Source organism: Microcystis sp. M_QC_C_20170808_M3Col (genome assembly GCF_007095505.1).
Taxonomy (GTDB): domain Bacteria; phylum Cyanobacteriota; class Cyanobacteriia; order Cyanobacteriales; family Microcystaceae; genus Microcystis.
In genome coordinates, this window is record NZ_SFBY01000063.1 from 1 (window position 1) to 12,994 (window position 12,994).

Genomic DNA, 12,994 nt, shown 5'->3' on the forward strand with positions numbered 1-12,994 from the left:
GTGTGGGAATTTTCTTAACTCCTTCAACCAAACCCTTTACTACACAAGGATTTTAACCTTTTTTGTCCTCGATCGCTTTTTTATTTAAGCGAACGGTGAGTTATGAATTATGAAGTGGGAAGTGGGGTGGTCACTGCGTGCGCGTTGCGGGGGGTGATAGGGTGTTATACTCAACAAAAGAGCAATTCATTAACTTTAGTCTATAGTTTGTGAACTTCTGAAATGAAAGATAACACCCCCAAAGTAAAAAGTCTCAAATCTTATCTTGAGGATTTGCCTCAAAATGCGTCTGAAGCGATTGTTAGCACAAACTTTGCACCTTACCTGATATCATATTTAGGATTTTCAACCACGGAGATAATTCCACAGTACGACACGGGAGGCGGTGGGATTACCGACTTTGCCACTCGGAGAAACCTAGAAAACGATGTTTTTTTGCAGACAAAGAGTAATCCTTTTCTGCTGATAGAGTTAAAAGGTAGAGATATTAACCTAACTGAAAATAGTCCAAGTTATAGGGCAACTGTCAATCAGTTAAAGCGTCAGTTATTAGGGACTAACTGTAAAGCAGCCCAATGGGGAATTATCACTAATAGTTCACACATCCAGTTATTTAGAAAACATGGTAAAACCATTTTTCCTGCCACTACTTGCATAGCAATAACTCCTGAGAACATTGATGAGACCATAGCTCTGATCAAGACAAAAATTGACAATACTCCCAAAGCATTAACAGTTACTGTTTACAATAATAAAGGTGGTATAGGCAAAACCACCACAACCGTAAATCTTGCAGCTTTCCTTGCCTTTTTAGGTAAAAAAGTTCTAGTTTTAGACTTTGATTTTAATCAACGAGATTTAACTCGCTCTCTCCTAAATATAAAACCAGAAGATGTCCTACTAGAAAAGGCTTTAACTGACCGCAATATTGATCTTAGATCAGTGATTCGTCCCTATATTTTTAAGAATACAAAACTACAAATTACCTTCGATGTTGTTCCTGCTGAACCTAAAATGGCAGAGTATCCAGAATTTGAGTATAATTCTAAAATGCAAATATACACTCTCCATAGAAAATTAGACTTAGCTAGATATGAATATGATTACATCTTTATAGATGCAGCTCCCAATTGGCGATTTCCTAGCCAGCTGGCTGTTTATGCTGCCGATGTTGTCCTCTTACCCACAAAACATAACAATTCATTCTCCCTTAATAATGCAGCCACTGCCATCAAGGAGTTTCTGCCGCAAATGCAAAATTTGAAAAAAGATGGTACTCCCATAGCCTTACCAATTTTTTTCAACGGTGAGAAGATTACTCAACCACAGTTACAGCTTGCCCAAAAAGAAATTGATCAAATACTAAAAAATGACAAAACCCTTTTACCCTATTTTTATCCCAGATATACTAATGCCAGTAAAAATTCACATATTCATCACCTGCCAGAATACGCTATTATAGCTAGTGCTGCTTTCGCTCGCGTGCCAGCCGTTTATAAAAATCGTTCCGTTTATGACTACTACAAAGACTTAGCAAAGGAGTATTTTTTACAATGATGGAATATACCGATATTGGTACTTTAAAGTATCTATACCTAGATGAAATAGAAATTACAAATGGAACCGATGCCGATAGTTTTTTAATTGAAGTTACTGCTAAACTATTACAGCAGAAAGGTGGACGCAACTGGCTGCCCGTGATCGTCAAAGAACTATCAGAGGATCGCTATGAAGTTATCGGCAACTCATTTGTTTATGCTGTGGCTGAAAGGGCTGGACTAGAAAGAATTTGGTGTATTATTGCCGATGGAACAGAAGATGCTAGGAATATATCCAGAGCTTTGGCAAGAGAGGAAACCCCAAAACTAAATCTGTCAACAGCTTCAAGAGAAGAAATTAAATCTGCTTTACAGTTCTTGATTGAACAACCGAATAGCCCACTGAAAACAGTTAAATTAGCTACTGCTACTGCTAGGATTGATGAGGCTCCCCGTCAATTCTGGAAGAGTTTAGACTCAATTGTCGCCCTCAAGTGTGGAATTACAAAAGGGAAGGGATTAGATTTACTCAAAACTGTCTTTTATCTCACTCCTCAATCTCAACAAGATGCCGTGATTGAGGAATTTTCAGAAGAAACTCTCAAACTCAAGACTGTTTCCGAATTAAAGAGTCTAGCCAAAGAAAAGGGAATCGTTGGTTTAAGCAAGATGAAGAAAGCAGAGCTAGTCAAAATATTAGCGCAATAAGAAAAAGGAGTATGAATTTTGAATTAGGAAGTGGGGAAGTGGGGAAGTGGGAAGTGGGAAGTGGGGAAGTGGGGAAGTGTGGGGAGTGGGAAGTGGGGAAGTGGGGAAGTGGGCATTTAGCTGAAATTTCCCTAAAACCCTAAATCCCTAAAACCCTAACACCCTAAAACCCTAACACGCTAACACCCTAACACCCTAAAACCCTAAAACCCTAAAACCCCAAAACCCTAAAACCCCAAAACCCTATCTCCTGTCTCCTGACTCCTGACTTCGTTAGCCCTTCAGCAATAAATCGCTAATTTCCGACTGACAATGACCAATTAAACGATTAATCGCTTTTTTCCCTTGTTTACCTTGATAATCTGAGCGATCGCTCTCAGTAATGCGGTAGGGACGACCGATCGCCACCTTAACACGATGATAAAATACAACAGGATGCCAACCATCTTGATCGAATAAAGGTTCTGTGGTATCTAACCAGCGTAGCAAACGCACGGGAAAAGGACTAATAGCAGTTTCCGACTCGGAGAGAATAGCCACAGGTAAGACAGACAAATTCTCCACGGGACAACGCAGGGCTAAATGGGCAAATCCGCTTTGAAAACGGCTAATTTGACGAGGAGGAGTCAAATTTAACATCGGCGATCCACCTTCTGGAAATAAACCGATCCATCGTCCGGACTGTAAAAAATCCGTTGCTTGCCGAAAAAAAGTTCGGTGGCGTTTTTCGGGGGTATCAAAGGGAAAACAGCCTAATTCTCCGATTAATTCCCGCAAAAGCGGCGTTTTTCCCATGTAGTGATGACAGGCGATCGGGAGACTTTTGCCCAAAGCTTGAATTAAGATCGGCGCGTCCAAAAAGCTACGATGGTTACTTACCACGATCGCCACTCCTTGGCTGGGTAGATTTTCTTGACCGACGGTAAACAGACCCGTGCGTGTGGTATCAAGAATTAAACGAGAGGTAGATAGGGGGGTAAGCAGCTTCATGGAAAAAAAAAATCGGCCTTAAGATTGTTTTTATTGACTTAGATCACAACTAAAGGATAAAACAGAATTAGAGGATCATAAAATATAGGGATTATGTCCCAATCATCTACGGATCAGCCTCGGGGCAGCCTCGTCTATTAAAAAAAATAAATTTCATGAATGATTTGAATGAGCGAAAAACATTTGCTTTAACAACACCTCTTTATTATGTCAACGATATCCCTCACATCGGTAGTGCTTACACAACGATCGTAGCGGATGTTATGGCACGATGGCAGCGGTTACAGGGCAATTCTGTCCTCTTAATTACAGGAACCGACGAACACGGACAGAAAATCGAACGGACTGCTGCGGCCAAAGGACTCAATCCCCAGGAACACTGCGATCGCATCGCCGCCAGTTTTGCCAATCTCTGGGCAAAGCTACATATCCAGTATGATCGCTTTAGTCGCACCACTGCCCCCCGTCATCAGGCAATTGTTAACGAATTTTTTGAAAGAGTCTGGGAAAAGGGCGATATCTATCTCGATCGCCAACAGGGTTGGTATTGCGTCGCCTGTGAAGAATTTAAGGAAAAAAGAGAACTATTAGATAATGGCTGTTGTCCCATTCATACTAATCTGGCCGCCGAATGGCGCGACGAGGAAAACTATTTTTTCCGTCTCTCTAAGTATCAGGCACAACTAGAACAACTTTACCAAGAGCAAGCCGATTTTATTCAACCAGAAAGCCGACGTAATGAGGTTCTCAACTTCGTCAACCAGGGACTACAGGACTTCTCCATCTCTAGGGTTAATGTCGCTTGGGGGTTTCCCATTCCCCACGATGGTCAGCATACCATCTACGTTTGGTTTGATGCCCTTCTTGGCTATGTTACCGCCCTTCTCGACCCCGAAGACGAACCCACCCTAGAAAATGCCTTGGCCAAATGGTGGCCGATCGATCTGCATCTGATCGGTAAAGATATATTAAGATTCCATGCCATTTATTGGCCGGCTATGCTAATGTCGGCAGGTTTACCCTTGCCCAAAAGAGTGTTCGGCCATGGCTTTTTGACCAAAGACGGGCGGAAAATGGGCAAAAGTCTCGGTAATACCCTCGATCCCTTCGATTTGGTTGAGCGCTATGGGGCCGATGCCGTCCGTTACTATTTCGTCAAAGAGATTGAATTAGGACAGGATGGCGATTTTCAGGAAACCAGATTTGTTAATATTCTTAACGCGGATTTAGCCAACGATTTAGGCAACCTCCTCAATCGCACCCTAGGCATGGTTAAAAAATACTGCCAAAATATCCCCCCCCAGTTGACTGGCGTAGATATCCCGAACGATAATCATCTTAAGAATATGGGGATCAATCTAGGGGGCATTGTTGAACGGAAGTATGATGCGCTACAATTTAATCAAGCCTGTGAGGAAATATTGGCGTTAATTCGTGCCAGTAACAAGTTTATCGATGAGAGTGCGCCCTGGAGTTTATTTAAACAGAAACAACAAGCAGCGGTAGAACAAGTCCTCTACGCGGTTTTGGAATCAGTCAGACTCTCTGCCTACCTACTCTCACCGATAATACCGACCTTGAGCAGTAAAATTTATCAACAACTAGGTTTTGTTATTGATTTTAATACTTTCAGGTCGGAGGACGGAGAAAACTCCCCCGATGGTGTCTCTTTTTCCCAACACTGTCAATGGGGATTACCCACAAATCCACAACTAGGAACACCTGAACCGATCTTTTCTAAACTAGAACTGCCGTTAAACGATTCCTAAAGGAATTTTTTAATAACTCTATTTTTTAAGGTCTGTTGTCCTTTGGGATACAACTGGCAAACAATCAACACTAAACTTTTAACAAACGAGGAAAAATAAAATGTTTGATGATTATGACACGGCCCCAGTCTTCACCCCCGAACAAGTGCTAGAAAATCGCGGTCGTGTGGCGATTTTCATCGATGGTTCCAATTTATTTTATGCGGCTCTGCAATTAGGTATCGAAATTGACTACACCAAATTACTTTGTCGTTTAACTGCCGGTTCTCGTCTCTTGCGGGCCTTCTTTTATACTGGAGTTGATCGCACTAACGAAAAACAGCAGGGATTCCTCCTCTGGATGCGTCGCAACGGTTATCGAGTTATCGCTAAAGATCTAGTACAATTACCCGATGGTTCCAAAAAAGCCAATCTCGACGTGGAAATCGCCGTGGATTTAATGGCTCTAGTGGGTTCCTATGATACCGCAGTCATTGTCAGTGGTGATGGGGATTTGGCCTATGCTGCCGATTCCGTCAGTTACCGTGGTGCGCGAGTGGAAGTGGTTAGTTTGCGATCGATGACCAGTGATAGTTTAATTAATGTAGCCGATCGCTATGTTGATCTAGATCAAATTAAAGAAGAAATTCAAAAAACCAGCAAACATCACGTTGGTTATAATAATTTCCCCGTCAGCGTCTTGGATCAAGATCGGAGCAGTCGCTAGAAAAATTCGGCAAAAATCAAGTTTAAGGTGGGTAATTCCCACCTTTTTCAGTTATCAGTGACCAGTTATCAGTTATCAGTGACCACTCCCCATCTGCTGAATCCTCAATTAAGCGATACTACTGCGCTTTCTCGCTTCCTTATAAGATGTCCCCACATCCTGTAAACCGACTTTAATCATCTGTTGTTCCAAAAGGGCAAAAAAACGCAGGCGATCGCCACCTTTAATCACCGCTAAATTGTGCGCTTCCGCTAAGGCGATCGGATAACCATAACCTTTTAACACCTGGGCCAGTAAAATACTCAAAGAGCGATCGAGTAATTCTCGCTCCTCCACCACCCAAGCAGGAACCTCTACCCTAGCGATTTCCGTCCCCACATGGAGATAACAGAAGTAAATGCGATGTTCATCCCCATAAAGATCGAGTATTTTCAAAGAACTGCGCCAAAAAGGACTTCTTTGTCCCGGTTCCAATAAATAACCCCAGAGAGAAGCATCCCGGAGAGGATCGACGACGCGACAAGGAGTTTTTTCTGGGTCTAAATCACCGCAATTGATCAAGCAATTGGGACTATCATGGGGACAAGATTGTAAACGCAGGAAATTTAAGCCTTCCGTGCTACGAGAAGCACTAATATAACCCATAAGCGGGATTCTAGCTGATTTTAAATCGTCCCAAGACTGAAAAATCGGTGGCAAAATTAAATCTTTTGCTTCTGGGGGGAGACTATCGATAAACCAATAGATCAAAGAACCATCCACGAGGGCTAAATTTGGTTCATAATGGGCCCCAGGGGGTTTTACCCAACGAGTAGCCATTTCTGCTAACATTTGGCTTTCTAATACCGTCCGACGATAACTCATCCACTCATCCACGCGAATACCCCACTGTTTAGAAATGTAGAGGTCTTCTGATTTGTAATAGACTTCGGGAATGCTATCGAGCAGCGGGTGTAAATTTTGACCATAGTGCAACATAATCCTACCGATATTAATTAGATAACAGTAGGCGATTTCGTGGTGAGAAGGGGCAATTTGGGAACCATCCGTGGCAAAAACGCTATGACTTTCGGGAGCGGGAAGGATACTAACGCGGGTGTCGAGAGGTTCGATCGGTAGCGCTACGGAGAAAATTAGGCGATCGTGCCAGTTATGATAGAGTTCTAATAGTTTTTCCTGTTGCTGTTGCGCTTGTTCTAAAAGAATTTTCGCTCGCTGCACTCGCTCGCGACTAGCTGCCACTTCCTGTTGAAAATGTTGACTAATCCCTGGCATTTTTGCCGCTAATTTCGCAAGATCGAGCATAACTATCCTCTACCTGACTTTTTTGCTGATAAGGAATTTGTTTTAACCAGTCTAAATAGGGTTTGCGGCAAAAAGTTTTTCGGTGGTGGTAGGGTGTGGGGTGTGGGGTGTGGGGTGTGGGGTTTTACCCATTTTCACCTGGTCAATTACCTAATTTTCAGGGAAAAAGTACCTGAATTGGCTCTTCTGGTTTCTGTGTGGAAACGAGGTCTATACTGATAGAATATCCGCAAAATAGTCCTAAAAGTCTTGCCAAATAAGCACTTCAGGATTACATAAGCAAAAATTATCACACACAATGGTCGGCACTTTTTGATTGACAAAAAGTCTAAAAGCCTTATCCAACAAGGTTTTTAGATTTATTCAGCAAACCCTAAATAACCTTTTAATCTTTGATTCTCGTTTTTTCTCGCTAAATATTCCCGATAAAGTCTTTCGCGCTCTATCCAGAAACGAGCGGGAGTTCCTAACACTAACTCTATCTGTAAAGCGGTATCGATAGTAATCTCCGCTTTACCTTTTATGATCTCATTGATAGTCTTTCTCGGTCTGCCCATACGTTGGGCCAGTTCCGATTGAGACATATTTCTTTCTTCTAGGATTTCGGCAAGGGTTTCTCCCGGTGGAGAAATAAAATCCGGTGCATATCTGTTCTCAATAGTATTAGTCATGTTTTAAATCGTCGAGTCTTTGCCTGATTTTCTTAGCCATCTTCTCTCCATACTGTTTTTTCAGGAGCCGTTGGCTATTGCATTCGTTCTCAAATTTTTTTTTCTTAAATACAATATCCATTGTAGATGACCCTTGTAATATTGTTAACCTTTAGGGTTAACAATATTTTATGGCAGCATATTTGTGGGGCATCCAGTACAAAAGCTCTAAATATAGCGTTAAGAGCTAATAGTCTAGACACCAATTCTGAAAATGAGGTTAGCTAGAGACAGTTTTTCAGACATTAGCCGATTAATTAGGCGATAATTATCGCTACAATTGCATGATCAAGCCAAAACAACGAAGCTGTAGTTTTATCGCCTAATAACGCTCGAATTAAGTGCCGCCGCCGCCCAAGAAAAAGACAATCTCTAACATCTAAACCGGAGAAAAGCACAATAAGCGACTTGACAACAAGAGCAACAATTTGCTATAATGGCCTTTTGTCAACGATTTGACCTTCGGTAATAGGAGTTCAGAGTAACCTTAGATACAGCCCTATCATGCCCACCATTCAGCAATTAATACGCGACGAAAGATCCAAAGCGAAAAGAAAAACCAAATCTCCCGCCCTCAAACAATGCCCCCAACGTCGGGGAGTTTGTACAAGAGTATATACCACCACACCGAAAAAACCCAACTCAGCCCTACGGAAAGTGGCTAGGGTACGTTTAACCTCTGGATTTGAGGTGACAGCCTACATCCCCGGGATCGGTCATAACCTGCAAGAACACTCCGTCGTCCTAATTCGGGGCGGTCGGGTTAAAGATCTGCCCGGAGTCAGATATCACATCATTCGCGGCACCCTCGATGCCACCGGGGTGAAAAACCGTCAAAAGGCGCGGTCTAAGTACGGAACCAAACGCCCCAAACCCGCAGCTAAATAAACAGGGAATTGATTAACCAAAAAAATACTCCCACCGAGTCGGTCAAAGTTAACCCAAGAGACTTGAGACTCGCAGGAGAGGGTTTGAGATGGGCTGTAATCATCCGACTGTCAAGCAAAAGTTAAAGTTAACCTAGAAAATTCAGGAATACTCCGATGTCTCGCCGTAAAAACGTCAAAAAACGTCCTATTCCCCCCGATCCCGTTTACAATAGCTGTTTAGTCAGCATGACCATCCGCCGGATCATGCGATCGGGCAAAAAATCCCTGGCCGCTAATATCGTTTACGATGCCCTGAAAACCGTCGGCGAACGTACCGGTCAAGAACCCCTGGAAGTATTTGAAAAAGCCGTTAAAAACGCCACTCCCCTAGTGGAAGTGAAAGCCCGCCGGGTCGGTGGAGCCACCTATCAAGTACCGATGGAAGTACGCAGCAATCGTGGTAGTACATTGGCACTACGCTGGTTGGTTCATTATGCTCGGACTAGAGGCGGCAAAACCATGGCCGGTAAACTGGCCAACGAGATCATGGATGCGGCCAACGAAACCGGCGGCACGATCAAAAAGCGGGAAGAAACCCACCGCATGGCAGAAGCAAACAAAGCCTTCGCCCACTATCGTTACTAAACCATACTTAGGGCGGTAGACCAGACCTCTGCCGCTAAAAAAACTGTCAAGAAAAGTATAGAATTGTAAATAGTGTAAAAAATACTGGAACAAAATCCAATTTCACTGGCAAGCAAAGCAAGGAGGTTGCTGTGGCACGGACTATCCCGCTAGAGAGAGTGCGAAACATCGGAATCGCCGCTCATATAGACGCGGGCAAAACAACGACAACAGAAAGAATCCTGTTCTACACGGGAGTCGCTCATAAACTGGGCGAAGTCCACGACGGAACGGCAATTACCGACTGGATGGAACAGGAACGGGAGCGGGGAATCACCATCACCGCCGCCGCCATCAGTACCAGTTGGCAAGATCATCGCATCAACATCATTGATACCCCCGGTCACGTCGATTTCACCATTGAAGTGGAACGTTCCATGCGGGTACTCGATGGAGTAGTGGCGGTTTTCTGCTCTGTTGGTGGTGTACAACCCCAATCGGAAACCGTCTGGAGACAAGCCGATCGGTACAAAGTACCCCGGATTGCCTTTATCAACAAAATGGACAGAACGGGAGCGAATTTCTTCAAAGTTTACGAACAATTAAGAGATCGCCTCAGAACTAACGCCGTTCCCATCCAAATGCCGATCGGCGCAGAAAGCGAACTGAGCGGGATCGTTGATCTCGTCAAGATGCGCGCCTATATATATAAGGACGATCTAGGGAAAGACATAGAAGAAACCGACATTCCCGAAGACTTATTGAAAAAGGCCGAAGAATTCCGCCTGCAACTGGTGGAAGCTGTAGCGGAAGCTGATGAAGAACTCCTAGAAAAATATCTAGAAGGTGAAGAACTCACCGAAGCGGAAATCAAACGCGGTCTCAGAGAAGGGACGATTGCAGGTACAATTGTTCCCGTCCTCTGCGGTTCAGCCTTCAAAAACAAAGGGGTACAACTGCTCCTCGATGCCGTCGTCGATTATCTGCCCTCGCCCTCGGAAGTAGCTGCCGTTAAAGGGATTCTCCCCGACGGAACCGAAGAAATCCGGGAAGCGAAAGATGATGCTCCCTTCTCTGCTCTCGCCTTCAAAATCATGGCCGATCCCTTCGGTCGTTTAACCTTCCTGCGGGTTTATTCTGGGGTTTTGGCCAAAGGCAGCTACGCCTACAACTCCACCAAAGGAACCAAAGAACGGATCGCTCGCCTGATTGTCCTCAAATCCAACGAACGGATCGAAGTGGATGAACTGCGCGCTGGTGATCTAGGAGCGGCGATCGGACTGAAAAACACCATTACTGGGGATACCCTCTGTGATGAGAAAAACCCGATTATCCTAGAATCCCTCTTTATCCCCGAACCGGTTATCTCCGTGGCGGTGGAACCGAAAACCAAACAGGACATCGAGAAACTCAGCAAAGCTCTGCAAGCTCTCTCCGATGAAGATCCCACCTTCCGGGTCAAAGTTGATCCCGAAACCAATCAAACGGTAATCGCCGGGATGGGAGAACTGCACCTGGAAATCCTGGTCGATCGAATGCTCCGGGAATATAAAGTCGAAGCGACGGTGGGCGCTCCCCAGGTGGCCTATCGGGAAACTGTGCGGAAACCCGTACGGGCTGAGGGTAAATTTATCCGTCAAAGTGGCGGTAAAGGGCAGTACGGCCACGTCGTCATCGAACTCGAACCGGGTGAACCGGGGTCTGGCTTTGTTTTTGTCTCCAAAATTGTCGGTGGTGCTATCCCCAAAGAATACATCAACCCGTCAGAACAAGGGATGAAAGAAGCTTGCGAATCGGGGATCGTAGCGGGTTATCCCGTCATCGACCTGAAGGCAACCCTGGTGGATGGTTCTTTCCACGATGTGGACTCCTCCGAGATGGCCTTTAAGATTGCCGGTTCCATGGCGATCAAAGAAGCGGTGATGAAAGCTTCTCCCGTTCTCCTAGAACCGATGATGAAGGTTGAGGTGGAAGTACCCGAAGACTTCATCGGTAACGTCATCGGTGATCTTAACTCCCGTCGGGGACAAATCGAAGGTCAAGAAACCGAGACTGGCATCGCCAAAGTCTCCGCTAAAGTTCCCCTAGCGGAAATGTTTGGTTACGCCACTGATATTCGCTCCAAAACCCAAGGACGGGGCATCTTCACCATGGAATTTAGCCATTACGAAGAAGTCCCCCGCAACGTGGCCGAGACGATTATCACCAAAAGTAAAGGGAACGGCTAATCAGTGACCAGTGACCGGTGAGCAGTGAAGACAAACCGATCATTTAAAGTTGGTCGGTCAACTCTAATAACTGCTAACTTAAAACTGATCTCTGGTGACTGATTACTGTTCACCCAGCTGAAGAAGAAAAAAAAACAAAGGAACAGAAAGTAAATGGCACGCGCTAAATTTGAACGGACGAAACCCCACGTTAACATCGGTACGATCGGTCACGTTGACCACGGCAAAACTACCCTCACCGCCGCTATCACTATGACCCTAGCGGCTCTGGGTAATGCCCAAGCTAAAAAATACGATGAAATCGATGCCGCTCCTGAAGAAAAGGCTCGCGGGATCACCATCAACACCGCTCACGTTGAGTACGAAACCGCTGATCGCCACTATGCTCACGTTGACTGCCCCGGCCACGCGGACTATGTAAAAAATATGATCACCGGTGCGGCACAGATGGACGGTGGTATTCTCGTGGTCTCGGCCGCTGATGGCCCCATGCCCCAAACCCGGGAACATATCCTGCTGGCTCGTCAGGTGGGTGTACCTAACCTGGTCGTCTTCCTCAACAAAAAAGATATGGTGGATGATGAGGAGTTACTGGAACTCGTAGAACTGGAAGTGCGCGACCTTCTCACCAGTTACGACTTTGCTGGCGACGATATCCCCATTATTGCTGGTTCTGCTAAAGAAGCCGTCGAGTACATGACCAAAAACCCCAAAGCCCAAAAAGGCGATAACGAGTGGGTAGATGCGATTTATGAATTAATGGACGCGGTGGATAGCTATATTCCCACTCCTGAACGGGCGATCGATAAACCCTTCCTGATGGCGGTAGAAGACGTATTCTCGATTACTGGTCGGGGGACGGTGGCTACCGGTCGGATCGAACGCGGTAAGGTAAAAGTGGGTGATAACGTGGAATTGGTCGGGATCAGAGAAACTCGCCCCACCACCGTTACTGGGATCGAAATGTTCAAGAAAAGTCTTGAAGAAGGAATGGCTGGCGATAACGCTGGTATCCTTCTACGTGGTATCCAAAAAACCGACATTGAGCGTGGCATGGTTATCGCTAAACCAGGAACGATCAAACCCCACACCCAGTTTGAAGGTGAGGTGTATGTGTTAACTGCAGGAGAAGGTGGTCGTCACACTCCTTTCTTTAAAAACTATCGTCCTCAGTTCTATGTACGGACGACCGACGTAACTGGCACTATCCAAGACTACACTGCCGACGATGGCAGCACCGTAGAAATGGTCATGCCGGGAGACCGGATCAAAATGACTGTGGAACTGATCAACCCGATCGCTATTGAACAGGGTATGCGCTTCGCTATTCGCGAAGGTGGTCGCACCATCGGTTCTGGCGTTATCTCGAAAATTATCAAGTAGGCTAATCTACTAATTAACGGGGCAGTGAATTTAAAAGCTGCTCCGTTACCTAAAATGTCGGATGAATGCCCCCGCTACATTTTTCGACAAGATACTCACCTTTGCGGGGGATGAAATCCGACCAGAATATCAACCGCGGAGCATCGGTTTAATTCCACCATCTG

At 45.1% G+C, this 12,994-nt stretch carries 11 protein-coding genes and 2 pseudogenes; 9 read left to right on the forward strand and 4 right to left on the reverse strand.

Annotated elements, in window-relative coordinates; genetic code table 11:
• The first annotated feature begins 222 nt into the window (after positions 1–222).
• Genes EWV84_RS03245 through EWV84_RS03255 form a run of 3 tightly spaced genes read left to right on the forward strand, consistent with a single transcriptional unit; the run spans position 223 to position 2,389 of the window.
• Entirely contained in the window at positions 223–1,557 is a 1,335-nt protein-coding gene (locus tag EWV84_RS03245; RefSeq protein ID WP_287076431.1) for a ParA family protein, read from the forward strand.
• Entirely contained in the window at positions 1,554–2,246 is a 693-nt protein-coding gene (locus tag EWV84_RS03250; protein ID WP_287076433.1) for a Rho termination factor N-terminal domain-containing protein, read from the forward strand. Before EWV84_RS03245 ends, EWV84_RS03250 begins: the two co-directional genes overlap by 4 nt.
• An 11-nt stretch (positions 2,247–2,257) precedes the next feature.
• Positions 2,258–2,389, forward strand: a complete 132-nt coding sequence (locus EWV84_RS03255) for a hypothetical protein (RefSeq protein ID WP_287076436.1) — start codon at positions 2,258–2,260, stop codon at positions 2,387–2,389.
• 130 nt (positions 2,390–2,519) lie between these two features.
• On the opposite strand, the gene EWV84_RS03260 is transcribed toward EWV84_RS03255, so the two are convergent.
• Positions 2,520–3,236 carry a lysophospholipid acyltransferase family protein gene (locus tag EWV84_RS03260; protein WP_287076437.1) on the reverse strand — a complete coding sequence of 239 codons (717 nt, stop codon included), beginning with the start codon at positions 3,234–3,236 and terminating at the stop codon, positions 2,520–2,522.
• 155 nt (positions 3,237–3,391) lie between these two features.
• Between EWV84_RS03260 and metG the strand changes: the two genes are divergently transcribed.
• Positions 3,392–5,005 carry a methionine--tRNA ligase gene (metG, locus tag EWV84_RS03265; protein ID WP_287076439.1) on the forward strand — a complete coding sequence of 538 codons (1,614 nt, stop codon included), beginning with the start codon at positions 3,392–3,394 and terminating at the stop codon, positions 5,003–5,005.
• Positions 5,006–5,105: 100 nt separating this feature from the next.
• Complete coding sequence (locus EWV84_RS03270) at positions 5,106–5,711, forward strand: LabA-like NYN domain-containing protein (protein WP_002739868.1); 606 nt, start codon at positions 5,106–5,108, stop codon at positions 5,709–5,711.
• Positions 5,712–5,819: 108 nt separating this feature from the next.
• Here the strand turns inward: EWV84_RS03270 and EWV84_RS03275 are convergent, their stop codons facing one another.
• The 3 genes and pseudogenes from EWV84_RS03275 to EWV84_RS22760 form a co-directional block, all read right to left on the reverse strand.
• On the reverse strand, positions 5,820–7,016 hold the full coding sequence (locus EWV84_RS03275; RefSeq protein ID WP_287076443.1) for a DNA double-strand break repair nuclease NurA: 1,197 nt from the start codon (positions 7,014–7,016) through the stop codon (positions 5,820–5,822).
• A 368-nt stretch (positions 7,017–7,384) separates the two neighbouring features.
• Positions 7,385–7,687 (reverse strand): annotated as a pseudogene (locus tag EWV84_RS03280) (HigA family addiction module antitoxin); the annotation flags it as partial.
• A gap of 1 nt (position 7,688) precedes the next feature.
• Positions 7,689–7,808: pseudogene (locus EWV84_RS22760) on the reverse strand (killer suppression protein); the annotation flags it as partial.
• Positions 7,809–8,230: 422 nt separating this feature from the next.
• On the opposite strand from EWV84_RS22760, the gene rpsL reads away from it, so the two are divergent.
• The 4 genes from rpsL (at position 8,231) to tuf (ending at position 12,830) form a co-directional block, all read left to right on the forward strand.
• On the forward strand, positions 8,231–8,614 hold the full coding sequence (gene rpsL / locus EWV84_RS03285; protein WP_002740176.1) for a 30S ribosomal protein S12: 384 nt from the start codon (positions 8,231–8,233) through the stop codon (positions 8,612–8,614).
• A gap of 155 nt (positions 8,615–8,769) precedes the next feature.
• Positions 8,770–9,240, forward strand: coding sequence for a 30S ribosomal protein S7 (rpsG, locus tag EWV84_RS03290; RefSeq protein WP_002758831.1), 471 nt, complete (start codon positions 8,770–8,772; stop codon positions 9,238–9,240).
• Between the two features lie 131 nt (positions 9,241–9,371).
• Entirely contained in the window at positions 9,372–11,447 is a 2,076-nt protein-coding gene (gene fusA, locus EWV84_RS03295) for an elongation factor G (protein ID WP_286827413.1), read from the forward strand.
• 153 nt (positions 11,448–11,600) lie between these two features.
• The gene (gene tuf / locus EWV84_RS03300; RefSeq protein WP_287076448.1) at positions 11,601–12,830 is read left to right on the forward strand and encodes an elongation factor Tu; all 1,230 of its coding nucleotides are present in this window, start codon (positions 11,601–11,603) and stop codon (positions 12,828–12,830) included.
• Positions 12,831–12,994: the final 164 nt, after the last annotated feature.